General features: G+C 66.8%; 21 protein-coding genes. 7 read left to right on the plus strand and 14 right to left on the minus strand.

From position 1 onward, the window contains the following. Window positions 1-211: hypothetical protein (locus Q8Q80_RS00675; protein WP_305631078.1), on the minus strand; the 211-nt coding region annotated here is incomplete at its 3' end. 361 nt (window positions 212-572) lie between these two features. Then, window positions 573-1,205: a bifunctional 2-polyprenyl-6-hydroxyphenol methylase/3-demethylubiquinol 3-O-methyltransferase UbiG gene (locus Q8Q80_RS00680; RefSeq protein WP_305631079.1), complete on the minus strand. Its 633-nt coding sequence runs from the start codon at window positions 1,203-1,205 to the stop codon at window positions 573-575. 298 nt (window positions 1,206-1,503) lie between these two features. Between Q8Q80_RS00680 and Q8Q80_RS00685 the strand changes: the two genes are divergently transcribed. Further along, window positions 1,504-2,175 (plus strand): hypothetical protein, encoded by a 672-nt coding sequence (locus Q8Q80_RS00685; RefSeq protein ID WP_305631080.1) that lies wholly within the window; start codon window positions 1,504-1,506, stop codon window positions 2,173-2,175. Window positions 2,176-2,211: 36 nt separating this feature from the next. On the opposite strand, the gene Q8Q80_RS00690 is transcribed toward Q8Q80_RS00685, so the two are convergent. The 5 genes from Q8Q80_RS00690 to fabI form a co-directional block, all read right to left on the minus strand. Then, window positions 2,212-4,089 (minus strand): ABC transporter ATP-binding protein, encoded by a 1,878-nt coding sequence (locus tag Q8Q80_RS00690; RefSeq protein WP_305631081.1) that lies wholly within the window; start codon window positions 4,087-4,089, stop codon window positions 2,212-2,214. A 127-nt stretch (window positions 4,090-4,216) separates the two neighbouring features. After that, window positions 4,217-4,714 (minus strand): TPM domain-containing protein, encoded by a 498-nt coding sequence (locus tag Q8Q80_RS00695; RefSeq protein ID WP_305631082.1) that lies wholly within the window; start codon window positions 4,712-4,714, stop codon window positions 4,217-4,219. Between the two features lie 49 nt (window positions 4,715-4,763). Continuing rightward, window positions 4,764-5,606: a YgcG family protein gene (locus tag Q8Q80_RS00700; protein WP_371132661.1), complete on the minus strand. Its 843-nt coding sequence runs from the start codon at window positions 5,604-5,606 to the stop codon at window positions 4,764-4,766. Between the two features lie 7 nt (window positions 5,607-5,613). Continuing rightward, window positions 5,614-6,237 carry a LemA family protein gene (locus tag Q8Q80_RS00705; protein WP_305631083.1) on the minus strand — a complete coding sequence of 208 codons (624 nt, stop codon included), beginning with the start codon at window positions 6,235-6,237 and terminating at the stop codon, window positions 5,614-5,616. Window positions 6,238-7,168: 931 nt separating this feature from the next. Next, complete coding sequence (gene fabI / locus Q8Q80_RS00710; RefSeq protein ID WP_305631084.1) at window positions 7,169-7,954, minus strand: enoyl-ACP reductase FabI; 786 nt, start codon at window positions 7,952-7,954, stop codon at window positions 7,169-7,171. Window positions 7,955-8,108: 154 nt separating this feature from the next. Between fabI and Q8Q80_RS00715 the strand changes: the two genes are divergently transcribed. Then, the gene (locus Q8Q80_RS00715) at window positions 8,109-8,567 is read left to right on the plus strand and encodes a ribonuclease HI family protein (protein WP_305631085.1); all 459 of its coding nucleotides are present in this window, start codon (window positions 8,109-8,111) and stop codon (window positions 8,565-8,567) included. Here Q8Q80_RS00715 and Q8Q80_RS00720 read toward each other — a convergent pair. Continuing rightward, window positions 8,564-9,574 (minus strand): sodium-dependent bicarbonate transport family permease, encoded by a 1,011-nt coding sequence (locus Q8Q80_RS00720; RefSeq protein ID WP_305631086.1) that lies wholly within the window; start codon window positions 9,572-9,574, stop codon window positions 8,564-8,566. The two genes, Q8Q80_RS00715 and Q8Q80_RS00720, sit on opposite strands and share 4 nt — an antisense overlap. Before the next feature lie 89 nt (window positions 9,575-9,663). On the opposite strand from Q8Q80_RS00720, the gene Q8Q80_RS00725 reads away from it, so the two are divergent. Then, complete coding sequence (locus Q8Q80_RS00725) at window positions 9,664-10,545, plus strand: LysR family transcriptional regulator (protein ID WP_305631087.1); 882 nt, start codon at window positions 9,664-9,666, stop codon at window positions 10,543-10,545. A 142-nt stretch (window positions 10,546-10,687) separates the two neighbouring features. On the opposite strand, the gene katG is transcribed toward Q8Q80_RS00725, so the two are convergent. The 5 genes from katG to Q8Q80_RS00750 all read right to left on the minus strand — a co-directional run bounded on the left by katG (window position 10,688) and on the right by Q8Q80_RS00750 (window position 17,398). Continuing rightward, window positions 10,688-12,859: a catalase/peroxidase HPI gene (gene katG / locus Q8Q80_RS00730; protein WP_305631088.1), complete on the minus strand. Its 2,172-nt coding sequence runs from the start codon at window positions 12,857-12,859 to the stop codon at window positions 10,688-10,690. Window positions 12,860-13,376: 517 nt separating this feature from the next. Further along, window positions 13,377-14,570 carry a DNA polymerase IV gene (locus Q8Q80_RS00735; protein WP_305631089.1) on the minus strand — a complete coding sequence of 398 codons (1,194 nt, stop codon included), beginning with the start codon at window positions 14,568-14,570 and terminating at the stop codon, window positions 13,377-13,379. Window positions 14,571-14,580: 10 nt separating this feature from the next. Next, a complete protein-coding gene (locus Q8Q80_RS00740) occupies window positions 14,581-15,720 on the minus strand; it encodes a rhomboid family intramembrane serine protease (protein ID WP_305631090.1) in 1,140 nt (379 codons plus the stop codon). A gap of 152 nt (window positions 15,721-15,872) precedes the next feature. Next, window positions 15,873-16,499: an LON peptidase substrate-binding domain-containing protein gene (locus Q8Q80_RS00745; RefSeq protein WP_305631091.1), complete on the minus strand. Its 627-nt coding sequence runs from the start codon at window positions 16,497-16,499 to the stop codon at window positions 15,873-15,875. After that, window positions 16,496-17,398, minus strand: a complete 903-nt coding sequence (locus Q8Q80_RS00750) for a DUF6279 family lipoprotein (RefSeq protein ID WP_305631092.1) — start codon at window positions 17,396-17,398, stop codon at window positions 16,496-16,498. The genes Q8Q80_RS00745 and Q8Q80_RS00750 overlap by 4 nt, the downstream gene beginning before the upstream one ends. Before the next feature lie 156 nt (window positions 17,399-17,554). Between Q8Q80_RS00750 and Q8Q80_RS00755 the strand changes: the two genes are divergently transcribed. From Q8Q80_RS00755 to Q8Q80_RS00770, 4 genes are all read left to right on the plus strand, one after another. Further along, complete coding sequence (locus tag Q8Q80_RS00755; RefSeq protein ID WP_305631093.1) at window positions 17,555-19,735, plus strand: ABC transporter substrate-binding protein; 2,181 nt, start codon at window positions 17,555-17,557, stop codon at window positions 19,733-19,735. Window positions 19,736-19,802: 67 nt separating this feature from the next. Next, window positions 19,803-20,780, plus strand: coding sequence for an ABC transporter permease (locus Q8Q80_RS00760; RefSeq protein ID WP_305631094.1), 978 nt, complete (start codon window positions 19,803-19,805; stop codon window positions 20,778-20,780). A gap of 48 nt (window positions 20,781-20,828) precedes the next feature. Then, window positions 20,829-22,277: an ABC transporter permease gene (locus Q8Q80_RS00765; RefSeq protein WP_305631095.1), complete on the plus strand. Its 1,449-nt coding sequence runs from the start codon at window positions 20,829-20,831 to the stop codon at window positions 22,275-22,277. Beyond that, window positions 22,274-24,298: a dipeptide ABC transporter ATP-binding protein gene (locus tag Q8Q80_RS00770; protein WP_305631096.1), complete on the plus strand. Its 2,025-nt coding sequence runs from the start codon at window positions 22,274-22,276 to the stop codon at window positions 24,296-24,298. Before Q8Q80_RS00765 ends, Q8Q80_RS00770 begins: the two co-directional genes overlap by 4 nt. 109 nt (window positions 24,299-24,407) lie before the next feature. Here Q8Q80_RS00770 and Q8Q80_RS00775 read toward each other — a convergent pair whose 3' ends face one another. After that, on the minus strand, window positions 24,408-25,895 hold the full coding sequence (locus Q8Q80_RS00775; RefSeq protein ID WP_305631097.1) for a transglycosylase SLT domain-containing protein: 1,488 nt from the start codon (window positions 25,893-25,895) through the stop codon (window positions 24,408-24,410). Window positions 25,896-26,079 lie beyond the last annotated feature (184 nt).

The raw sequence follows: 26,079 nt of genomic DNA on the forward strand, positions 1-26,079 counted from the left end.
CCCTGTCCGCGATCTGCACGTCGATCACGCGATGCCGCATTTCGGAGACGGGAATCGCCTTCGGGGGCGAAGCGGGGGTTTCGGCGAGCACGGCTCGTTGCCCGTGGAGCCGGTCGGCCATGCAGGGCCGACCGTGGGACGGCTCCTGCGAAAAACCGCGACGCTGTTGCCCTTCGGAGCGGACCCTGTCCGCGATCTGCACGTCGATCACGCGATGCCGCATTTCGGAGACGGGGATCGCCTGCAGGGCAGGCTCCTACAAAGGCGCGACGGTGTTGCCCTTCGTCGGAGCGGACCCCGTCCGCGATTGGCGCGTCGATCACGCGACGCTGCATTTCGGAGACCGGAATCGTCTGCAGGGGTGGAGCGGGGGTTTCGGCGAGCACGGCTCGCCGCCCGTGATGGCTCCTGCGAAAGACAGCACGGCTCCAAGGATGTGAGGCGTTTTCCGTAGGAGCGGACCCTGTCCGCGATCCGGATGTCGATCACCCGCTGTCCCGTGTCCGGCGATAGCGGATCGCCAGTCGATGCCGTTCCGGCAACACTTCCCGCAGCGCAGTCAGCCGGCCCGCTCAGTCGGCTGGCCGGCGCCACACGCTGGCCAGCCAGTTCTGCTGTTCGCGCGGCAGGCCGGACGGGCGGTAGTAGTGGGTCAGTTCGACGAAACCGGCGCCGGTCAGGTAGCGGCGCCAGCTGTCGAGGTCATGGTAGCTGCCGTAGCGTTCGCCATTCCACCCTTCCTGTCCGTTGCCGCGCGGATTCGAACTGAACAGCACGCCGCCGGGCTTGAGTGCAGCACACAGCTTGCCCAGCACCCCGGGCAGCAGACGCGCCGGCACATGGAACAGCGAGGCATTGGCAAAGACGCCGTCGAAGCGCGCCGGGGGAAGGTCGAGATCGAGGAAGTTCTGTTCCAGCACCGTGCAGCCGCTGAACGCGCGCGCCATGGCAGCCGGGCGTGCGGCGCCTTCAAGACCGGTCGGACGATGGCCCATGTCCTTCAGTGTCTTCAGGTCACGGCCGGGGCCGCAGCCGAAATCCAGCAGCTCGAATGGTGGCTCGGCGTCGATGAAGGACAGCAGGGCGGCGATGTTCTGGCTCACGTCGTGGTTGCGCGTACCTTGCCAGTAGTCATCGGCATGGCGATCGTAGTGGCCCAGCGTCGAGCGGGTGATCAGGTCTGCATCGTCGGCGGGCTCGGACATGCGGTGCGCTTCCATGGATGGGGTCGGTGAAACGTCGCTGCAGTGCAGCGGGACACCTGCGCGAAAACCTCTATGCTGAAAAGGTATGTGCGCCGGCCCTGCTGCCGGTGCGTATTGTGTGCCGATTGCAGGCCCTGCCGCTCAGCCATCCAACAACAAGCGAACAACCGGCCGGCAGTAGATGGAACCCGGCGCCGTCCGCGGCCCGCGCCGTGCAAACGGTGAATCAGAACAGCGTCGTCGATGCGGCCTCCTGCCGCACCGGATGGCGTGTCGTCCATCGATGGAGGAGACCGACATGAAACGTGCAGGAAAAACGCCCGACTCTGACCCGTATCCGGAAGCTGAAAGCGAAGCCAGGTCCGGAGCCGGAACGAGGGAGGACATCGCAGCGGAATTTCTCCCGCCCGTCGACGTGCTGCAGGCGGAGAAGGCCGGATTCGGCATGCCCTGGGAACGTGAACTCGATGTCGTCGCGGCCTGGCAGGCGGCCGGCGGCAACGTCGACAGCGAGTGGGACGCCTGCGTGTGGGAAATGCGTGCCACGAGCTTGCGCAGCACACCGAGCGCAGCGCGCGCGGCCGGTCCGGATGCCGCGAATGAACCGCCGACCATGGCCACCGTGGTTCGCCTGACGACCTCGCTCGTGTCCCTGCGCGAGCGGCTGTTCCGCATGCAGAGCGAGGTGACCGACGTCGCGCGTGGCGAAATGCGCGAGCGGCGCACACCGGTCGACGATGCCGATGAGGCCCCCGCGCGCTCGGTGGTGCGCCGCCCGCTCAGCGCCCCGAACAGCGCACGCATCCTGCGCCTGGCGCGTGACTACGTGGCGGCACTTGATCTTGCGCGCGCCGGCATGGCCAGTCTGGTCGGCTTGCAGCCGATGAATGAAGCCGCTGCCGAGCCGGTGGTCGATCGTCGTCGCAACCGCGTGCTCATCGACTTTCCCGACCGCCGCTCCGCCGGCTGACGCCTCGACCCGCACCGGCGGGGTGTTGCCGCCCGGTCAGGCGACCGCGGCGGTGGCTGCTTCGGCCGGCTCTTCGATGTCCTCGCCGAGGAAGCCGCCGCTCTGGTGCGCCCACAGACGCGCGTACAGCCCGCCCCGGGCCAGCAGCGCAGCGTGGTCGCCCTCTTCGACGATGCGGCCGCGATCGAGCACGATCAGCCGGTCCATCGCGGCGATGGTCGATAACCGGTGCGCGATGGCGACCACGGTCTTGCCGGTCATCAGCCGGTACAGGCTGGCCTGGATCGCGGCTTCCACTTCCGAATCGAGCGCACTGGTCGCTTCGTCGAGCAGCAGGATGGGGGCGTCCTTCAGCATCACGCGGGCGATCGCCACGCGCTGGCGCTGTCCGCCTGACAACTTCACGCCGCGTTCGCCGACGTGGGCGTCGTAGCCGCGCCGGCCCTTGGGATCGACCAGATCGGCGATGAATTCGTCGGCTTCCGCGCGTTCGGCGGCGGCGATCATGTCGGCATCGTCGGCGTCGGGCCGGCCGTACAGGATGTTGTCGCGCACCGAGCGGTGCAGCAGCGAGGTGTCCTGCGTCACCATGCCGATCTGTGCGCGCAGGCTGTCCTGGGTGCCGAGCGACACGTCCTGACCGTCAATCAGGATGCGGCCGCCCTCGACGTCATGAAAGCGCAGCAGCAGGTTGATCAAGGTGGACTTGCCGGCACCCGAGCGGCCGACCAGACCGATCTTTTCTCCCGGCCGGATGTGCAGCGACAGGTCGTCGATCACCCGCTCGCCGGTGCCATGACCGTTGCCGTAGTCGAAATTGACATGCTCGAAGCGGATGTCGCCGCGCGTCACATGTAGCGGCTGTGCGTCGGGCCGGTCATTGACGAGGCGCGGCCGCGCCAGCGTGTTGATGCCGTCGCGCACGGTACCGATCTGCTCGAACAGCGACGCCAGTTCCCACATCACCCAGTGCGAAATGCCGTTCAGGCGCAGCGCCATCGCAGTGGCTGCCGCCACCGCACCGACGCCGATCTGGCCCTGCATCCACAGCCACAGCGTGGTGCCGGCGGTGCTGGCGATCAGCCCCATGCTCAGGATGTGATTGATGATTTCGAAAGCGGTGACGAGCCGGCTCTGCGCGTACACCGGCACCATGAATTCACGCATCGCGTCGCGCGCGAACAATGCCTCGCGCGCCGAGTGCGAAAAGAGCTTCACGGTCGCGATATTGGTATAGGCGTCGGTGATGCGCCCGGTCATCAGCGAGCGGGCGTCCGCCTGCGACTGAGCCACCTTGCCCAGGCGCGGCACGAAATAGACCATCGCTGCCACGTACAGCGACAGCCAGCCGGCGAAGGGCAACAGCAGCCACAGGTCGAAACTGCCGACCAGCGCCACCATGGTGACGAAGTAAATGATCACGAACACCAGGATGTCGGCCACGATCATCCAGGTATCGCGCACCGCGAGCGCGGTCTGCATCACCTTGGCAGCGATGCGGCCGGCGAACTCGTCCTGGTAGAAGTTCATGCTCTGGTCGAGCATGTGGCGGTGGAAGTTCCAGCGCAGACGCATCGGGAAGTTGCCGGCCAGCGACTGGTGCTTGATCAGCGTCTGCAATGCAATCAACAGCGGGCTGGCCAGCAGGATGCCGCCCAGCATCAGCAGGTGGGTGCGCTCCTCAACCCACAGCTGCGCCGGCTCGATCCTGCCCAGCCAGTCGACGATGTTGCCCAGCATGGCGAACAGCATGGCTTCAAACACGCCGATCAGCGCGGTACACGCGGTCATCAGCAGGATGAGGCCACGCATGCCTTCGGTGCCGCTCCACAGGAAGGCGAACAGGCCTTTGGGTGGCGAAGGAGGCGTGCCGTCCGGGTACGGATCGACCCGTCGTTCGAAATAGCTCAGCAAATCTTTCTCCGAGAGGGCTGCATGGGTGCATACCGCACCGACCCGAGGGGCGATTTTACCCGGCCGGCTGTGACAGCCCGCGCTTGGGCAACGGATCGACGGGTTGGTTGCGCCGGGCGCAGCGCCGCTACAGCAGTACCACGCGGTCCGGCAACTCGTTGTGCGGGTGGCCGTCGGGCGGGAAGTGGCGCGCCAGCGCCTGCGTGACCGCTTCGACGCATTCCAGTGCGCCGTCGCGGAATTCGCCACGCGCAAAGCGCGTTTCGAGCTGCCCGCACAGCGCCGCCCATTCGGCGTCGCCGACGCGGGCGCGGATGCCGCGATCGGCGACGATTTCGATGTCGTGATCGGCCATCTGCAGATAGATCAGCACACCGTTGTTCTGTGCGGTGTCCCAGATGCGCAGTTGCGAAAACACCTCGATTGCACGCTCGCGTGCGGTCTGGCCGCGCCACACCGCAAGTGGCTGCTGTGCACCCTCGACCACGAAACGCAATTCGCCCGCGTGGCGCGTTTCGCTGGCCGTGATCGCCTGTTCGATGTCGCGCAGCGTCGCAGCCGGAAACGCCCGGTGCATCTGCCAGGGCAGATGGAAGGCATGCTTGAGCATGCGCAGCACGGTCATGGCCTCACTCCGCTCACTTGCTCGTTCGTTCGCTCGCTCATGGGTTTGCTCACCATCGGCCCGACGCGCCACCGCCGCCGAAACCCCCGCCACCACCGCCGAAGCCGCCGCCCCCTCCGAAGCCACCACCCCGCCCGCCGCCCATGCCGCCGATACCGCGCCCGCCGCCACCAAACAGCGTGACCAGCAGCGCAATGATGGCGGCGGCAATGGCGATGCCCAGCCCACCCACCATCAGCCAGGCAACGAAGCCCACCGCGCCGCCGGTCACCAGCGCGCCGGGCAGTCGGCCCAGCACCGAGCGCAGGATGCCGCCCATCGCCAGTGCAATGACGAACAGCACCGGAATGTAGCCTTCGATGTCGCCGGCCGATTGGCCCGCTTTCGGTGACACCGCCGGCAGCGGCTCGCCGTCGATCACCGACACCATGCGTTCGACGCCGGCGCGCACGCCGCCGTCGAAGTCGCCTTCGCGAAAGCGCGGCGTGATGATTTCGGCAATGATGCGCTTGGCCGTGATGTCGGTCAGCGCGCCTTCCAGCCCGTAACCGACCTCGATGCGCAGCGCGCGGTCGTCCTTGGCCACCAGCAGCAACGCGCCGTCATCCACGCCCTGGCGACCGAGCTTCCAGCTTTCGGCGACGCGCAGCGCGTACTGCTCGACGGTTTCCGGCGCGGTCGTCGGCACGACGAGCACCGCGATCTGGCTACCCTTGCGCGCCTCGAAGGCCGCCAGCGACTGCTCGAGCGCAGCCGTGGTGGCCGGACTGAGCGTGCCGGTCTGGTCGGTGACGCGCGCGCCCAGCGGCGGCACCGCCAGCTGTGCGAAGGCCAGCGAGGAGACAAGCAACAGCGCGCCGAACGCGGCGCGCAGGCCCGGCATCAGGTTCACTTTCGGCTCACTGCGTGGCGCCGGCCGGTTTCGCCGGCTGGGTGCCGAAATCCACCGTCGGCGGGCGCGCAATCTCGGCCTCGTTCTCGACCGTGAAGTTCGGCTTCACGTCATGTCCGAATACCATCGCCGTCAGGTTGCTCGGGAAGGAACGCACCGTGACGTTGTAGTCCTGCACCGATTTGATGTAGCGGTTGCGGGCCACCGTGATGCGGTTTTCCGTGCCTTCGAGCTGCGCCTGCAGGTCGCGGAAGTTGGCATCCGACTTGAGCTGCGGGTAGTTTTCAGCGACCACCAGCAGGCGCGACAGCGCGCTGCCCATTTCGCCCTGTGCGGCCTGGAATTTCGCGAATGCCTGCGGATCGTTGATCAGCTCCGGCGTGGCCTGGATGGCGCCCACCTTTGCGCGCGCTTCGGTGACGCGGATCAGGATGTCTTTCTCCTGTTCGGCGAAACCCTTGACCGTATTGACCAGATTCGGAATGAGATCGGCGCGGCGCTGATACTGGTTCAGCACCTCCGACCACGCCGCCTTCACCTGCTCGTCGCCCGACTGCAGCGTGTTGTAGCCGCAGCCCGACAGCAGCGTGACGGTGAGAAGAGCCAACAGTGACATCCACAACTTGCGCATAGCCTGCCTCCGGAACCGTTTGAACATGACGGTAGTTGGGGGCGAGTGCCCCGGATGCAAGCAGGATACAGGCTGGATGTGACGGCGCCTCGGTTGTGAGGGTGATTGCGGACGGGGTCGGGTCCGACAATCAACCGCGAACGGCAGGAGCGGACCCTGTCCGCGATACGGACGCTGATCACGCGATGCCGCATTTCGGAGACCGGAATCGCCTGCAGGGCAGGCTCCTGCGAACACCGCGACGGCTTGCCCTTCGTAGGAGCGGACCCTGTCCGCGATCCGCACGCTGATCGAGCGCTGTCGCGTGTTCGGAGACCGGAATCGCCTGCAGGGCAGGCTCCTGCGAACACCGCGACGGCTTGCCCTTCGTAGGAGCGGACCCTGTCCGCGATCCGCACGCTGATCACGCGATGCCGTATTTCGGAGACCGGATCGCCTGCGGGGCAGGCTCCTACGAAAACCAGCGACCGTGCTGCCCTTAGGAGCGGACCCTGTCCGCGATCCGCACGCTGATCACGCGATGCCGTATTTCGGAGACCGGAATCGCCTGCAGGGCAGGCTCCTGCGAACATCGCGACGGCTTGCCCTTCGTAGGAGCGGACCCTGTCCGCGATCCGCACGCTGATCACGCGATGCCGTATTTCGGAGACCGGAATCGCCTGCAGGGCAGGCTCCTACGAACACCGCGACGCTGTTGCCCTTCGGAGCGGACCCCGTCCGCGATTGGCACGTCGATCACGCGATGCTGCATTTCGGAGACCGGAATCGCCAGTGGGGGCGGAGCGGGGGGGGGGCGAGCACAGCTCGCCGCCCGTGGGACGGCTCCTGCGGATACCGCGACGATGTTGCTCTTCGGAGCGGACCCCGCCCGCGATACGTGCGTCGATCACGCAAGGGCGGAGGTTCGGCGAACTGGCGCGGGGGCGCCGACTCAGTCGACCGCGCTCAGCGCGGTCTGGCTGAAACCGCCGTCTACATAGGTGATTTCTCCGGTCACGCCGCTGGCGAGATCGGACAGCAGGAAGGCGGCGACATTGCCCACTTCCTGGATGGTCACGTTGCGGCGCAGCGGCGAGTTCCTTTCGTTGTAGGCCAGCAGCTTGCCGAAGTTGCCGATGCCCGAGGCGGCCAGCGTCTTGATCGGGCCCGCCGATACGGCGTTGGCGCGGATGCCCTGCGGGCCGAGGCTGGCGGCAAGGTAGCGCACGGATGCTTCCAGGCTGGCCTTGGCCAGACCCATCACGTTGTAATTGGGTAGCGCACGCACGGCGCCGAGGTAGGACAGCGTGAGCACGGAGCCATTGCGCCCCTGCATCATCGGGCGCGCCGCCTTGCACAGCGCTGGAAAACTGTAGGCGCTGACTTCATGTGCGGTGCGGAAAGCTTCGCGCGAGAGGCCATCGAGAAAGTCGCCATCGAGCGCCTCGCCGGGGGCGAAGGCGATCGAATGCACCAGGCCGTCCAGACCGTCCCACGTCGAACCCAGTTGTTCGAACAGCGCGGCGATCTGCGCGTCGTCCGCCACGTCGCAGGCAAACAAAAGTGAAGACCCGAAATCCGCCGCCATCTTGGTGACGCGATCGGTGAAGCGCTCGTTCTGGTAGGTGAATGCCAGCTCGGCGCCTTCGCGGTAACAGGCCTGGGCGATGCCGTAGGCGATCGAGCGGTTGGACAAAAGTCCGGTGATCAGAATTTTCTTGCCGGCGAGAAAGCCCATGTGCGTCTCCAGAGGTCCGGTTTCGGGCCGGTTGGGGGAGGGCGGATTATAGGGGATGGCGCGCGCTGCGTTTCGCCCGCACGCATGCACCGCATGGCACCATCTGCCAGTGCCGACTTCCGCTCCTCTTTCGCTCGAACTTTCGCCCGAGCCCTTGCCCGATCCTTTGCCCCCCTCGACCTGGCAGATCTGGTTCGATGGCTGCGCGCTACCCAACCCGGGCCGCATCGGTCTGGGCGCGCTGCTGGTGTCGCCCCAGGGCGCGCGCATCGAGTTGTCCAGCCCGGCCGGACGTACCGGCTGCAGCAACGAAGCCGAACTGGTCGCGTTGTGCGCCGCACTCGAACACGCTGTCGGCCTCGGCGCCCGCCATATATGTATACGCGGCGACAGTGACTTCGTCGTCCGCCACCTGCGCGGCGAGCAGCGCACAGCCATCGCACCGCTGCTCGAACTGGTCGTGCGCACCGAAGCCCTGCTCACCGGCTTCGAATCGGTCAGCCTGGAATGGGTGCCGCGCCACCGCAACCGCGACGCCGACCGCCTGTCGCGCGCCGCGCTCGGCCTTCCGGACAAGCCGGCGCCGGTGCCGGGGCGTCGGCGCGCGCGCTAGCCCAGCACCCGTGCCGCGACCGCCGCATACGCCGGTATGCCGACCATCAGGTTGAGCGGGAAGGTCACGCCCAGGCTGAGACCGAAGTACAGCGCAGGGTTGGCTTCCGGTATCGCGGTGCGCAGCACGGCCGGCACCACGATGTAGGACGCACTGGCCGACAGCACCATCAGCAGGGTGGCGTCGCCTGGGCCCATGCCCAGCGCGGCAGCGAGCGCCAGGGCAATGGATGCATGCACGACCGGAGCCACGGTGGCATAGACCAGCAGCCAGCGCGAGGCCTTGCGCGCCAGGTCGAAATTGCGCGCCACCATCAGGCCCATGTCGAGCAGGAAAAAGGCCAGCATGCCCTTGAACAGGTCGCCGGTGAAAGGCTGCATCATCGCCTTGCCGGCTTCGCCGCTGAAGTAGCCGATGGTCATCGCGCCGATCAGCAGGAGCTGGGCGCCATCGGTGAAGGATTCGTGCAGGATGCGGCCGATCGGGGTGCCCGATGCACGCGGGCCGGCAGTCATCATGAGCACCCCACCGCCCGAAGCGACGACGGCGGGGGCGGTGGCGGCCTGCCGCGCCGCGTTTGCCAGCACCACGGCCATGATGATGGCGGGCGATTCCATCAGCACCATGGCGGCAGTCATGTGGCCGCCGAAGGCGGTGCCGGCGTTGTCCAGATACTGCGTGGCGGTAACGAAGGTGACCGCGCTGACCGAGCCGTACGATGCCGCCACCGCCGCCGCGTCGAAGCGCGACCCCACCCGGCGCAGCAGCAGGTAGCCGATCCCCGGCACCAGAAAGGCCATGAAGACTGCAGCCGCGAGGCCGGCCGCCACGCCCGGATTCATGCCGGACTGCGCCAGGGCGTAGCCGCCCTTCAGGCCGAGTGCCATCAGCAGGTAAAGAGACAGGAATTTCTTGATCGGCTCCGGGATGTCGAGGTTGGAGCGCAGCGCGCCGGCCAGAATGCCGAACACGAAGAACAGGATGGCGGGGTCGAGCAGTGTATGCATGGGGGCAATCTCCTTTCGACCCGGATGCTAGGGTGTGCAAGTCATCGAGTAAAATCGATTTTTGTGTCTTGCAACATAGAGAAAACCCTATGAACATCACCTTCAGGCAGTTGCGGCTCTTTCTCTCGCTGGCCGAAACCGGCAGCGTGAGTGGTGCGGCGCGCGCACTCCACGTGACCCAGCCCACTGCGTCCATGCAGTTGAAGGACATGAGCGAATCCGTGGGGCTGCCGCTGTACGAAGTGGTGGCGAAGAAGGTGTATCTGACCGACATCGGTCATGAACTGGCCAAGACGGCGCGGGCCATCGCGCAGTCCTGGGACGCCTTCGAACAGGAGGCCGACGGCGCGCGCGGCCTCACCCGTGGCAAGCTCAGGGTCGCGGTCGTCAGCACCGCGCAGTACTTCATGCCGCGCCTGCTCGGCAGCTTCTGCGCCCGGCATCCGGCGATCGACGTGTCGCTCGAAGTGCTCAACCGCGACGGCGTGGTGCAGCGCCTGCGCGAAAACATGGACGATCTGTACATCATGTCAATGCCACCGGCCGACATGGACCTGAGCGACGACATCTTCATGACCAATCCCATCGTCGTCGTCGCACCCGCCGACGATGCGCTCGCCAGCCAGTCATCGGTGCCCCTGGACGCACTGCGCAGCCACCGCTTCATCCTGCGGGAACGCGGCTCCGGCACGCGCATGGCGGCCGATCAGCATTTCCGCAGCCACCGTTTCCGGCCCGACATCCGGCTCGAACTGGGCAGCAACGAAGCGATCAAGGAAGCCGTCGCCGGCGGTCTCGGCATCGCGGTGCTGTCGCGCCATGCGCTGCACGGCCTGGACGGCGAGCACGGCGTGAGCGTGATCGACGTCGAGGGATTTCCGGTGCTGTCGAACTGGCACATCGTGCATCCGGGCGGCAAGAAGCTGTCGCCGCTGGCGCGCGCGTTCAAGGCGCACCTGCTGGCCACTTGAACCGGCGGCTGGCCACCGGAAACGCCTGGCGAGAACCCTCGGCGCCCACATGGAAAGCCGTTCCCGCAGGGCCTGGTCCGTGATCGGAGCGGACCAGGCCTGCGCGAACCGGTGACGTTGCGCGCAGGCAGGACGGCGGGTGTCAGGCCAGATCGAAGCGGTCGGCGTTCATCACCTTGGTCCAGGCGGCGACGAAGTCGTGCACGAACTTCCCCTTGCAGTCGTCCTGCGCATACACCTCGGCGCAGGCGCGCAGGATGGAGTTGGAGCCGAACACCAGGTCGACCCGGGTGGCGGTCCATTTCACCTCGCCGGACTTGCGGTCGCGGATTTCGTACAGGTTGCTGCCGGCCGGCTTCCACATGTAGGCCATATCGGTGAGATTGACGAAGAAGTCGTTCGTCAGCGCGCCGACGCGGTCGGTGAACACGCCGTGCAGGGTGCCGCCGTGGTTGGTGCCGAGCACCCGCATGCCGCCGATCAGCACGGTCATTTCCGGTGCCGTGAGCCCCATGAGCTGGGCGCGGTCGAGCAGCAGTTCCTCGGCAGTGACCACGTAGTCGCGCTTTTGCCAGTTGCGGAAGCCGTCCGCCACCGGTTCGAGCACATCGAAGGATTCGACGTCTGTCTGCGCCCGGGTCGCGTCGCCGCGACCCGGCGCGAACGGAACCGGGATGCCGAAGCCGGCCGCCTTGATGGCCTGTTCGAGGCCGACATTGCCGGCCAGCACGATCACGTCAGCCAGACTGGCGCTGGCGTCAGACGCGATGGGTTCGAGCACGCCGAGCACGCGAGCGAGGCGGGCCGGTTCATTGCCTTCCCAGTCCTTCTGCGGTGCGAGCCGGATGCGCGCGCCGTTGGCGCCACCGCGCAGGTCCGAGCCGCGAAAGGTGCGCGCGCTGTCCCACGCCGTCGCCACCATGTCACCGACAGACAGGCCGCTGGCAGCGATCCGGGCCTTGACGGCAGTAATGTCATAGCCGATGCGGCCGACGGGCACCGGGTCTTGCCATATCAGGTCTTCCTGCGGCACGTCGGGCCCGATGTAGCGGGCCTTCGCACCCATGTCGCGGTGGGTGAGCTTGAACCAGGCGCGCGCGAACACTTCCGAGAAGTAGGCCGGATCGGCATGGAAGCGCTCGGCAATCTTCCGGTACGCCGGGTCCATCTTCATCGCCATGTCGGCGTCGGTCATGATGGGGTTGCGGCGGATGGCGGGGTTTTCCGAATCAACCGGCTTGTCTTCTTCGCGGATGTTGACCGGTTCCCACTGCCAGGCGCCGGCCGGGCTCCTCCTGAGTTCCCAGTCGTAGCCGAGCAGCAGCTTGAAATAGCCGTTGTCCCACTTCGTCGGGTGGGTGGTCCATGCGCCTTCCAGTCCGCTGGTGACGGCGTTGCTGCCGACGCCGCGCGACGTGTGGTTCATCCAGCCGAAGCCCTGTTCCTCGATCGGCGCGCCTTCAGGGCTCGGGCCGAGCACGGACGCATCGCCATTGCCATGCGCCTTGCCGACGGTGTGGCCGCCGGCGGTCAGTGCGCAGGTTTCCTCGTCATCCATCGCCATGCGGGCGAAGGTGATGCGCACGTCGTGCGCCGTCTTGATCGGGTCGGGCTGGCCGTCGACGCCCTCCGGATTCACGTAGATCAGACCCATCGTGACGGCGGCCAGCGGATTGTCCAGTTCGCGCTGACCGGAATAGCGGCTGTTCGGGTTGTCGCTGGGGGCCAGCCATTCCTTTTCCGAGCCCCAGTAGATGTCCTTTTCCGGGTGCCAGATGTCGGCACGGCCGAAGCCGAAACCGAAAGTTTTCAGGCCCATGGATTCGTACGCCACGGTGCCGGCGTACAGCATCAGGTCAGCCCATGACAGCTTGCTGCCGTACTTCTTCTTGATCGGCCAGAGCAGGCGGCGTGCCTTGTCGAGGTTGCCGTTGTCGGGCCAGGAGTTGAGCGGGGCGAAGCGCTGGTTGCCGGTGCCGCCGCCGCCGCGGCCGTCGGCCGTGCGATAGGTGCCGGCCGCGTGCCAGGCCAGGCGGATCATCAGGCCACCGTAGTGACCCCAGTCAGCGGGCCACCAGTCCTGGCTGTCGGTCATCAGTGCTGTCACGTCCTTCTTGAGCGCTTCGAAATCGAGCGTCTTCACCTCTTCGCGATAGTTGAAGCATTCGCCCATCGGATTCGTCTTGCGGTCGTGCTGGTGCAGGATGTCGAGGTTCAAGGCCTTGGGCCACCACGCAGTCACCGAAATGTCGTTTGTCGTGGCGCCCCCGTGCATGACAGGGCACTTGCCGGTGGACTCGTCTCTTGTATTCATCGTGCTCTCCTTTGGTAGTGACCCGGTACGTTCGCTCCGGTAGAGATGTTGCACACAACCCGGATCGACGGCTCGGGCGATCGTCGATCGGGATCAATCAGCACAGATCAGGAACTGCGCCAGAAAGTTCTTGCATGGCATGCATAAGTCGGTTGTCGCCCGCAACCTGCAGCGCATTCGGGCTCGACAATGTTGCGCAGCCGGTCGATTCTCGTCGACGACCCGCGAATGACGATCGCGATTTTCTTTGGAAGGGATTCAACAATCAACGCAAGTTGCCGGCGGACGAGCGGTCAATCAAACTTCATGCCTTGAATGGTCAGCCGACCATGCGGGCGGCGAGCAGCGAGGTTTCTGTGGGGCGGCGTTCTTTGTGTGCGGCGTCCTCGCCGCGATAGTCACTGTGCTCTGCGACCAACTCGGCACTGATCGCGGCGGGTACGCCGCTCCCCCAGGGGCCGCTCAAGCATTCATCGCCGCTTTCAATTGCGCCGGCTCGACTTCACGCGTCGCAAGTTCAGAAGGGCAGTACGAGCTGCCCTTCTTCCTTTTCCGGCGCAGTGCCGGGCGCGGGCAGTGCGTCGGCACGCATCAGGTGGCCGGCGCGCACACCGAGCAGGCGGAAGCGCCGGTCGAGCGGCATGCGCTTGACGCACAGGGCGGCATGATGGCGGATGCCCGGCGCATCGCACAGGTATGCAGGCAGCGTGATTTCTCGTGTCAGGATGCTGAAATCATCGAGCCGCATCTTCGCTCCGATGGATTTCGCGACATAGCCCTTGCGCTGCAGGTCATCCGCCAGGCGCTCGCACAGCCAGGTGAAGATCGCGCCCAGTTCGGCTCGGTCGTGGCGCGCATGCAGGTCGCGCTCGAAGGTGGTTTCGCGGCTGAGCGATTTCGCTTCGCGCTCGGTCACCAGCGGCCGGTCGTCGCGGCCGTGCGCGGCGTCGGTCAGCCAGCGGCCATAGCTCTGGCCGAACTGTTCGATCAGCCAGTGCGGTTCTGCCGCCGCCAGTTCGCCGATGTGGCGGATGCCCAGCGCGTCGAGCTTCGCACTGGCCTTCGGGCCGATGCCGTTGATCCGTCTGGCCGGCAGCGGCCAGATGACGGACGGTATGTCGACTGCAGTCAGCAGCGTGATGCCGCGCGGCTTGTGCAGATCGGACGCCAGCTTGGACAGCAGCTTGTTCGGCGTGATGCCGATCGAACAGCTGAGCCCGGTCGCCGCCAGCACCGCATGCTGTATGCGCAGCGCAATGGCGCGCACGCCGCCGTGCGGGTCGTCGCCCACGGCGTCCTGCGCGCCCGGCAGGTCGGTCAGGTCCATGTAGATTTCGTCGATGCCGCGGTCTTCGATCAGTGGCGCGTGCTCGGCGACGGCTGCCTTGAACAGCCGCGAGTTGTGTCGATAGGCGTCGAAATCGACCGGCAGCAGCACCGTGTCCGGCGCCAGCGCGGCGGCTTTCATCAGGCCGATGCCCGAATGTACGCCGAAGGCGCGCGCCTCGTAGGTGGCGGTCGTGGCGACGCCGCGGCCGGCGTAGTCGCGCAGGCGGGCGAAACGGCGCGTGCCGTCGGCCTGCAGTTCGGGCTGATGCCGTGCGCCGCCGCCGACCACCATGGGCAGGCCGCGCAGTTCCGGGTAGCGCAGCAGTTCGACCGACGCGAAGAAGGCGTCCATGTCGAGGTGGGCGATCCAGCGGCGGCGCATCGTGGTCGGATCAGTTCGGCTTGTCGCTTCGCCGCGTGACCTGCGGGGGCGGCTGGCTGGCCTGCTCCAGCGCGTCGCGCACGCGTTCGAGGTCGTGCGCACGCAGGCCGTCGACCAGCGCACGTGAGGCGTCGAGCCGCCGTTCGGCATAGCGGCGCAGGCTTTCCAGTGTCGGCGCCGACGGTGCTTCCGGGCTGAGGCGCAGGTCGGTCAGTTCGTCGAAACGCTGCTGGTAGGCGTCGGCCACCTCGGATTCGATGCGCCCGGCCAGTTCGTCGAACGACGCGCCGGACGATTGCGCATCGCCGATCAGCTGCGTCCAGCGGTCAGCGATGCGCTTGTCTTCGCCGATGAACTCACGGATTTCACCGCGCGCCATCACCTCTTCGCTCCAGCGATAGCGCGGCGACGGAATGCCGATCACCATCAGCACCAGCGCGGTCACCAGCGTGAAGCCGGCCAGCCATTGCCCGGCCGAGGCGGTTTGCGTGCGGTAGCGGCCGAGCAGAGGTTTTGCGCTGTCGCCCAGCGGTTGCGCCAGCGCGGCACCGGCCAGCAGGCCGGCGATGAAGCCGCCGATGTGCGCTCCGTTGTCGATGCCCGGGATCTGGAAGCCGAGAAAGATGGTGATGGCCGCGAAAACGCTGGCGCCCCAGAACAGACGGGTGAATTCGCGCGGGTCCAGCGTGTCGCGCTGCTGCCACAGAAAGCTCAGCAAGGCGCCATACACACCGAAGATGGCGCCCGATGCGCCGCCCGACACGGCCCGGTCGCCCTGCGAAATCAGTGACAACAGATTGCCGGCCAGACCGCTCACCAGATAGATCGTGATGAAGCGCGCCGGACCGAACATGCGTTCGACCAGCCGGCCGCCGTCCCACAGCGACAGCATGTTCATGCCGAGGTGGAACAGCCCGAAGTGCAGGAACAGCGCGCTGCCCAGCCGCCACCATTCACCGTCCTTGGTCGCCGGGCCGAAATTGGCGCCCCAGGCGAACTGCACATCGCTCGATGAATGCCACAGACCGGCGCCGTACAGCAGCATCAGCGCGAACACGCCGACATTGAGTGCGACCAGCGTCAGCGTGACCGGAATGCGCCGGCGGCGCCGGATCAGCTGGTCGAGCAGGGGCAGGGGGGTGGGTGTCACGTGCGGCAGTGCGTCATGCGGAAGTGGGTCGAGCGTAGCACTGCACTACGGTGGCGACGCTCGCCAACGTGTATCCGTTTGCGATCCATCCGGCCGGAAGTCGCGGACGCACGCGCAACGACTGCCTGACCCGATCAACCGGGCCGCAGGGGTCAGCGACCGAATTCGGTCATGTCCAGCAGGTCGCTGATCAGCTCGAGGCGGAGCAGCGGGTCGGTCATTTCCATCATGCGCTGCCGATCCTCGGCCGGCACCGGCAGCAGTTCGCACCAGCGGTTGGCCACCCAGCCGGCGGCGTCGAAGCGGCTTGGTTCGAGGATGGGCGAAACCTCTGCCGATTCGAATACCTCGAGCATGCGCACCAGATTGGCCGCGACATAGGCCAGATCCGACGGCACCTTGACATGCGGGTCGGCCGGCAGCATGTCGACGTCGGCCATCCACAGGCCGTGCGGCGTCTGTTCGCTGGCCGTCACCTTGAAGCGCGAGGTGCCGCGGGTGACGATTTCGATCAGCCCGGGCTGCGGTGTCTGGTAATCGATGATTTCGGCCAGCGTGCCGATGGCGTGAAAGCGCTCGCCCGGCGTCGGGCCGGGGCGCTGCACGTCCTGGCCCTGGGTCAACGCCACCACGCCGAACGGCTTTCCGGTCTTGTGGCACTGCTTGATCATCGTCAGATAGCGCACCTCGAAGATGCGCAGCGGCAGCATGCCGTCCGGAAACAGTACGACGCCGAGCGGAAACAGCGGGATGGCGTCGGCGGAAAGTGAAGTCGTCATGAGTGGGCCTGTAGGCTGGATTCGCTGCGGCGGCAGGCGATCTGTTCGATATCGGCGATGAGCGAGGCGGCTTCGTTCTGCAGGTGCTTGCGCTGCGCCGGCGTGAGCGACGCCGACAGCGCCGACAGTGCCTCGGCCGCGCGGGCGCGGTTGGCGTCGAAGGCGGCGGAGTAGCCCGGCGTGAAGAGGTTGCCGGGCGACACGAACAGGGTTTCGAGGTCGCTGATCACGGCGTCACGTTCGGCGTTGCGGCGCGCCAGCACATCGGCCAGTGCAGTCTGCCAGCGACGGCGGCTTTCCATGCCGTCCTCGCCATTGCTGCGCACGTCGCGTGCCCAGTCGTCGATCAGCATCAGCTGCGTCGGCGTGAGTTTGCCCAGCCAGGCTTCGCTGCGCTTCTTCATGCGCCTGGCGCGCTCGCGCACCCGTTCGTCGCGCGGTGGCTCGACCCAATCTTCAACATAGTCACGGTTGCTCTTTTTCATCCGCTTGTTGAATGTCTCGATCTGCGCCGGCGTGGCACCCACCATCAGCGGCCCGACTTCACGCGCCGCGCGGCGGGCGATGTCGTGGCCGAACCCCAGGGCCTGGTCGATGTGCACATTCGCACGCGCCACGCTCAGGCCGGCGCGCATGTCGGCATCGACCGTGCGCAGCCAGGCCGAGTATGCAGGAAGCTGGGTCGCGCAGTGCCAGTCGACCAGCCGCGTGACCGCCGGCTCGACCACCGCACGCTGCGCCGAATACATCGGCAGGTAGTCGTCGAGCCGCCAGGCGATCAGGCGGTCGATCTGGTTGTAGCCCATCTGCACAAAGCTGCAGCCGGTGAGCGCAAGCACAACGGCGAACGCGGGCAGCAGGGCTTTCAGGGAGCGGGCAAGGGGGGCGTCCCGGTTCATCGGTGAGCGGAGAGGTGATACATCATGTCCATCCTAGACCGATCGTCGCACCGTCGGTTCGCCGAGTGAACCGACGGGCCTGTCAGCCGGGCACCGCCGGAAACCTTTTTCCGCCCGCCCGCTCACAGACCGGACCTCGCCGCCTACAATCCGCCCATGATCCGACTGCGACCGCTGCACCGTTCCCTGTGCCGACTGCTGGCCGCGTCCTTCGCCTTCGCGTTGCTCAGCGGCTGCGGCGAGGTCTGGAACAACCCGTATCCGGCGGCGGAAACCGGCCGCAACATTCTCTACACGGCGTTCACCGACCGGCCCAAGCATCTCGATCCGGTGCAGTCCTACAGCGAAAACGAAATCACCTTCACGGCGCAGATCTACGAGGCGCCGCTGCAGTACCACTACCTCAAACGACCGTTCGAACTGACCACGGCCACCGCCGAAGCGATGCCTCAGCCGCGCTTCTACGACCGCGACGGGCGCGAATTGCCGGCCGACGCGCCGGCGGCCGACATCGCCGAGTCGGTGTACGACATCCGCATCAAGCCGGGCATCCGCTATCAGCCGCATCCGGCACTGGCGCGCGACGAAGCCGGCCATTACCTCTACCACTCGGGTGGACCGGGCGCGCGCCTGACGCTGTACGACTTCGAACAGACCGGCTCGCGCGAGCTCGAAGCCGCCGACTACGTCTACCAGATCAAGCGGTTGGCGCACCCGGGCCTGCATTCGCCGATCTTCGGCCTGATGAGCGACTACATCGTCGGCCTGAAGGAATACGGCGACGCGCTGAAGGACGCCGCGAAGACATTGCCGCCCGGCGCCTGGCTGGACCTGCGCCAGCACGCGCTGGCGGGCGTCGAGGTGATCGACCGCCACACCTATCGCATCCGTCTCAAGGGCAAGTACCCGCAGTTCCTGTACTGGCTCGCCATGCCCTTCTTCGCGCCGGTGCCGTGGGAGGCCGACCTGTTCCACGCCCAGCCCGGCATGGCCGAACGCAACCTCACGCTCGATTGGTACCCGATCGGGACCGGCCCCTACATGCTGAGCGAGAACAATCCGAACGCGCGCATGGTACTGACGCGCAACCCGAACTTCCGCGAAGAAACCTATCCGTGCGAGGGTGAGGCGGGCGACCGCGAAGCCGGCCTGCTGGCCGACTGCGGCAAGCGCCTGCCGCTCGTGGAACAGATCGTGTTCACGCGCGAGAAGGAACAGATTCCCTACTGGAACAAGTTCCTGCAGGGCTACTACGACGCATCGGGCATCAGCTCCGACTCCTTCGACCAGGCGGTGCAGTTCGGCCACACCGGCGAGGTCAGTCTGAGCGACAGCATGCGGGCACAGGGCATCCGGCTGCAGACTTCGGTATCCACGTCCACGATGTACATGGGCTTCAACATGCTCGACCCGGTGGTCGGCGGCATGGCGGAGCGCGGCCGCAAACTGCGTCAGGCCATCGGCATCGCGCTCGACCAGGAGGAATTCATTTCCATCTTCCAGAACGGCCGCGGCCTGCCGGCCCAGTCGCCGCTGCCGCCCGGCATTTTCGGCTTTCGCGATGGCCGCGAAGGCATGAATCCGCAGATGTACACGTGGGTGGGCAACGAGCCACGGCGCCGGCCGATCGACGACGCGAAGCGGCTGCTGGCCGAAGCGGGCTGGCCGAACGGGCGTGACGCGAAGACCGGCGAGGCACTGGTGGTCAACCTCGACACGACCGGCACCGGTCTGGGCAGCAAGGCGCGCATCGACTGGCTGACCAAACAGTTCGATCAGCTCGGCGTGCAACTGGTGGTGCGCAGCACCGATTACAACCGCTTCCAGGAAAAGGTGCGCAAGGGCGCCGCCCAACTCTTTTTCTGGGGCTGGAACGCCGATTACCCGGACCCGGAAAATTTCCTGTTCCTGCTCTACGGCCCGCAGTCGAAGGTGAAGGTGCAGGGCGAGAACGCGGCGAACTACGAAAACGCGGAATTCGACCGCCTGTTCGAGAAGATGAAGGCGATGGACAACAGCCCGGAGCGGCAGGCCATCCTCGACCGCATGCTGGCCATCCTGCAGCACGACGCACCCTGGGTGTGGGGCTTCCACCCGAAGAGCTATGGCCTGGAACACAGCTGGGTGTTCAACCGCAAACCGTCGACCGTGGCCAACAACACGATGAAATACACCCGCATCGACCCGGCGCTGCGCGAAGCGAAGCGCGCCGAGTGGAACCGCCCGGTGCGCTGGCCGCTGGTCGCCGGCGCCCTGTTGCTGCTCGCACTGGTGTGGCCCGCCTGGCGCCACTGGAAGCGCTCGGAACAGGCGCGCGCAGTGGGGGCGGCGGCATGAGGACGTCGCTGGCCCGGGCTGGTGTCACGGGATTGTCCGCCGGGATCGCCTGCGGGAGGCTTGCCCGATGATTGCCTACATCATCCGCCGCCTGCTCTATGCCATCCCCATTCTGATCGGGGTGAACCTGATCACCTTCCTGCTGTTCTTCGTCGTCAATTCGCCGGATGACATCGCGCGCATGCAACTGGGCGCGAAACGGGTCACGCCGGAGGCGATCGAGAAGTGGAAGGCCGAACGCGGCTATGACAAGCCGATGGTGTGGAATGCCGCCGCGCCGGGCGTGGCCAAGGCGACCGACACCATCCTGTTCGACAAGTCGGTGCGCATGTTCGCGCTCGATTTCGGCCGCGCAGACGACGGGCGCGACATCGCGCTCGAAATCAGGAGCCGCATGGGTCCCAGCCTCGCCATCGCGATTCCGACCTTCATTCTCGGGCTGTTCGTCACCGTCAGTTTCGCGCTGCTGCTGGTGTTCTTCCGCAACACTGCGCTGGATGTCGGCGGCGTCGTGCTGTGCGTGGCGGCGATGTCCATTTCCGGGCTGTTCTACATCATCGGCGGCCAGTATCTGGTCAGCAAGGTGTGGAATCTGGTGCCCATCTCCGGCTACGCACCCGGGCTGGACGCCGGCAAGTTCCTGATACTGCCGGTGCTGATCAGCGTGGTCGGCGGCATCGGCGCGTCGGCGCGCTGGTACCGCACGCTGTTCCTCGAAGAGATCAACAAGGACTACGTGCGCACGGCGCGCGCCAAGGGCCTGTCGGAACTGCGCGTGCTGTTCCGGCACGTGCTGAAGAACGCGATGATTCCCATCCTGACCGGCGTGGTGGTGGTCATTCCGCTGCTGTTCATGGGTTCGCTGCTGCTCGAGAGCTTCTTCGGCATCCCGGGGCTGGGCAGCTACACCATCGACGCCATCGGCTCGCAGGATTTCGCCGTGGTGCGCTCCATGGTGTTCATCGGCTCGGTGCTCTACATCGTCGGTCTGCTGCTGACCGACATTTCCTACACGCTGGTCGATCCGCGGGTGAGGCTGAACTGATGTCCTACTGTTCACTGCGATCGCTGCCCGCTGCGAGGCACGGCTGACATGGATTTCAAACCGCTCCTTCTGTGGTCCGACATCCTGCTGTGGGCGATGGTCGCCGGCTGCATCGCGCTCGCCGTCTACTGTCGTCGGCAGGATTACCTGCGCCGCGCCTGGCGGCGGGTGGGCGAGTCGGGCGTGGCGATGGCGTCGGCGACGATACTGGCGGCCTTCGTCAGTGTCGGCCTGCTCGATTCTCTGCACTACCAGCCACGGCTGCCGGCGCAGGAAGGCAGCAGCGAAGTGCAGTACGCGCCCGAGGTGCTGTCGGTGCTCGACGCGCTGGTGGCCGACCTGCGGCTGAACAAGGAAAAGACCTACTCCGCGCCGCTCGCCACGCACGCCTTCGCGAAGGAAACGATGGAGCGCGACGGCCTGCAGACGCGCGACTACCCGCGGCTGAAGTGGGGCGGTGCGCATCTGGACGACGTGGCAGGGCGCGACAGTGATCTCGCGCGTCGCGCCGCAAGCGGCGCTTTCTACGGACTGCTGCTGTGGGCGGCGGTGGTCGGCGTGGCAGTCGGCTGGATGGCGCTCGCGCGCGGCGCCCCCTACGGCGCCACCTGTCGCACCGTGTGGCGGCCGGGCACCGCGGCAACCCGGCCCATCGCCTGGCGCGCGGTGTTCGCGACGCTGGCCGTGCTGAGCGTGATCGGCGGCATCACCGCGGCGTGGTCGGCTGGCTATCACGTGTTCGGCACCGACAAGGTGGGGCAGGACGTGCTCTATCTGTCGCTCAAGTCGGTGCGCACTGCGCTGCTGATCGGCACGCTCACCACGCTGGTGACGCTGCCGCTTGCGGTCGCACTCGGCCTGATCGCCGGGTTCCGCGGCGGCTGGTGGGACGACGCGATCCAGTACCTCTACACCGTGCTGAATTCCATTCCCGGCGTGCTGCTGATCGCCGCCATGGTGCTGATGATGCAGGTCGTCATCGATACCCACCCCGAATGGTTCGAAACCGCCGCCGAACGCGCCGATGCCCGGCTGCTGGCGCTGTGCTTCATCCTCGGCCTCACTTCATGGACCGGCCTGTGCCGCTTGCTGCGGGCCGAGACGCTGAAGCTGCGCGAACTCGATTACGTGCAGGCGGCACGCGCCTTCGGCGTCGGCGACGCGCGCATCATGGCGCGCCACATCCTGCCGAACCTGATGCACATCGTGCTGATCGCGCTGGTGATGGATTTCTCCGGCCTGGTGCTGTCCGAAGCCGTGCTGTCCTATATCGGCATCGGCGTTGACAGTTCGATGAACAGCTTCGGCACCATGATCAATGCCGCACGCCTCGAATTGTCGCGCGAGCCAGTCGTGTGGTGGTCGCTGGCGGCGGCCTTCGTGCTGATGCTGGCGCTGGTGCTGGCGGCCAACCTGTTCGCCGACGCGGTGCGCGACGCCTTCGATCCGCGCTTCCAGTGGCGCGCGCGGCGCATCGTGAAGAACGTGACAGCATGAGCGGACCCGACGTGAGACACGCGCTCGAGCCGCTGCTCGAGGTGCGCGGCCTGATCGCCGAGCTCGATACGCCGGCCGGCGTTGCGCGCGCGGTCGACGGCCTCGACTTCGAGGTGCGCGCCGGCGAAACCATGGCGCTGCTCGGCGAATCCGGCTGCGGCAAGTCGATGACGGCCGGTGCGCTGATGCGCCTGCTGCCCGACGTCGGCTATATCGCCGGCGGCTCGGTGAAACTGGCCGGGCGCGAGCTCACCACGCTGACCGAAGCGCAGATGCGCGAAAGCCGCGGCAGCGACATGGCGATGATTTTCCAGGAGCCGGCGACCAGCCTGAACCCGGTGCTCACCGTGCTGCAGCAGATCGGCGAGGTATTGGCCACCCATCGCGGTCTGCGCGGCGCGGCGGCGCGCGCCCGGGCGCTCGAACTGCTGGACGCGGTCGGCATTCCGGACGCGGCGCGCCGGCTCGACGAATACCCGTTCCAGTTTTCCGGCGGCATGAAGCAGCGCGTGATGATCGCCATGGCGCTGGCCGGCGAGCCGCGCCTGTTGATTGCCGACGAGCCGACGACCGCGCTCGACGTGACCATACAGGCGCAGGTGCTCGACCTGCTGGCGCGGCTGCAGCGCGAGCGCGGCATGGCGGTGCTGCTGATCACGCACGACCTCGGCGTGGTGGCGCGCATGGCGCACCAGATCGGCGTCATGTACGCCGGCCAGCTGATCGAACAGGCGCCGCGCGCCGCCTTCTTCACGCGGCCGGCGCATCCGTACTCGAAGTTGCTGTTCGACGCGCTGCCGGATGCCGCGCGACACGGCCGCGGCGAACTGGCGACCATTCCCGGTTCGGTACCGCCGCTGACAACGGTGTTCGCCGGCTGCCGCTTCGCCGACCGCTGTCCGCAAGCCTGGTCGCGCTGCCATGACGAAGCGCCGGCCTGGCATGAGGCGGGCGAGGCGCAGCGTGTGCGCTGCCACCTGTACGACCCGGCGGAGGCAGGACGTGCTGCGCCGCTTGCGGCTGCGGCGACGTCAGTCGTGGCCGATGGCGGCGTCGAGGCAGGGCAGGCGCCATTGCTGTCGGTGCGCGATCTGAAAGTGTACTTCCCGATCCGCCGCGGCGTGCTGCAGCGTGTGGTCGGTCATGTGCGGGCGGTCGATGGCGTGTCGCTCGACATCCGCCCGGGTCGTACGCTGGCGCTGGTCGGCGAATCCGGTTGCGGCAAGACCACGGTGGGCAAGGCCATCCTGCGCCTGATCGAACCGACCGGCGGCACCGTGAGCCTCGATGGCCAGGACGTCGGCAGCCTGTCGAGAAGCGCGCTGCGCAGCCTGCGCGCGCGCATGCAGATGGTGTTCCAGGACCCGTACGGCTCACTGAACCCGCGCATGCGGGTCGGCGAAATCATCGGCGAGGGCATGGGCGCGCTGCAACAGGGCGGTGACGGCGTGGCGGTGGCGCGCCTGCTCGAACAGGTCGGCCTGCGCGCCGACATGGCCGATCGCTACCCGCACGAGTTTTCCGGCGGCCAGCGCCAGCGCATCGCCATCGCGCGCTCGCTCGCAGTGCAGCCCGCGCTGATCGTGTGCGACGAACCCACTTCCGCGCTCGACGTGTCGGTGCAGGCGCAGATACTGAACCTGCTGGGCCGGCTGCAGCGCGACATGGGGCTGGCCTACCTGTTCATCACGCACAACATCGCGGTGGTCGAACACCTCGCGCACGATGTGGCGGTGATGTACCTCGGGCGCATCGTCGAGATCGGCAGCGTTGACCAGGTGCTCGGCGCGCCGCGTCATCCCTACACGAAGGCGCTGCTGTCGGCGGTGCCGCGCGCCGACCTCGACGCCGCCACCCTGCCGCAGAAGCTTGCCGGCGACTTGCCGTCGCCGGCCGATCCGCCCACCGGCTGCCATTTCCACCCGCGCTGCCCGCGCGCGCAGGCGCGCTGTGGCACCGATGCGCCGGTGCTCGAAGGTCGTGACGGACGTCAGGCCGTGGCGTGCTGGTTCGCGGACTGAACCTGATCAACGCGCGCATCGCGGACAGGGTCCGCTCCTGCGAAGGACATCGATCTCCTGCAGGAGCGGACCCGTCCGCGATCACGGCATCAGACTGCTGGCGTCTCGCCTATTTCCGCGCCGGGATCACGGTCGTCTTCCGTGCCGGTGGCGCACTGACCTTTTTCTTCTGCACGCCCTGCTTCACGGCCTTGCTGCCGGAGGCCGGCGTGACCGGCACGTTCACCCAGCGACCGTTGCGCTTGACGCGCTTGTATTTCGGCTTGTCGACACCGAGGCGCGGCGCTTCTTCGGCGTTGCCGCCGTCCAGCGACAGGCTGCTGTTCTCGTCCGGCACCAGCAGCGTGCTGCCCGGGCCGATGCGCACGGTCGGCGACAGGCCGTTGAAACGGCGCAGCCGCCATTCGCTGACGCCGAAGCGGCGGATCACCGTGGCCAGCGTTTCCTTCGGCCCCAGCGTGTAGGTGCGCCAGGGCGCGCCGGCGGTTGGTGCGGCGTCGGGATTGCGGTTGTCCAGATTGGCCATGAAGGTATCGACCGCGTGCGCCGGCAGCACCAGCTGCGCGCCGCCCTTGCCGGTGCGGATGACCGGCCGCTTGTGCTGCGGGTTGAGCGCCTTGATTTCGGCGACCGGCACGTCGGCCAGCCGGGCGGCAGTGGCCAGATCCATCGACGGTGCTTCGGCCACCTGGGCGAAGTAGGGCTTGTTTTCGACCGATTCGAGTTCGATGCCGAACAGTTCGGGCTGCGCGACGATGTTCTTCAGCGCCTGCAGCTTGGGGACGTAGTGGCGTGTTTCGGCAGGCATGTTCAGCGAGGCGTAGTCGGTCGGCAGGCCGGCCGCCTGGTTGCGCAACACCGCGCGCCCGACCGCGCCTTCGCCCCAGTTGTAAGACGCCAGCGCCAGATGCCAGTCGCCGTGCATTTCGTAAATCTTCTGCAGGTATTCGAGCGCCGCCTGGGTCGACGCGACGATGTCGCGCCGGTCGTCGCGCTGTGCGTTTTGTTCGAGCCCGTACATCTTGCCGGTGGACGGGATGAACTGCCACAGACCGGACGCCTTGGCCACCGACAGCGCCTCCGGGTTGTACGCGCTCTCCACCATCGGCAGCAGTGCCAGTTCGGTCGGCAGGCCGCGCTTTTCGATCTCTTCGACGATATGGAACATGTAGCGCCGGCCCCGCTCGGACATGCGCCGGAAGTAGTCGGGGCGGTTCAGATACCAGGCCTGGTGCTCGGCGACCAGCGGGTGGTCGAGGTCGGCCATGCCGAAGCCCTTGCGGATGCGTTCCCACAGATCGTCCGGCGGCAGGGTGAGGTCAACCGGCTTGATTTCGTCTTCCGGTGCCCGGACGATTTCGGTCGGTTCGGGGAAGGGGATCGGTTCGGCCTTGCCCGGTTTGATGCCCGGTGTGCGGCTGGTGTCACCCGGTTTTTTCGTCGCACGGCTGCGTTCCGGCGTGCTGACGGATGACCGGGCAACGGGCGCGTCGCTGGTATTCTCGCTGACCACACCGGTGGCCGCGCAGCCGGCGAGCAGCAGGCCCGACAGCAGGATCGCGGCGCGGCGCAGGAGGGAATCGATGAGAAGCGACATTGCTGCGAAAGAGCCAAACCCCGAATGCTAGCCACCCGGAGCATGCAGCGTCAAACCTGATTGCGGACGCTGCCGGCGTTGAAGAACCGATGAAGAGACCGGAAAGGGACCGCGCGGGCAGCGCTTAGTTTCGTTTCGTCAGACACCCGCACGCGCGATGCGCACGTGGCTTATCATGCGCAAA

The organism is Methyloversatilis sp., from assembly GCF_030698125.1.
Lineage (GTDB): Bacteria > Pseudomonadota > Gammaproteobacteria > Burkholderiales > Rhodocyclaceae > Methyloversatilis.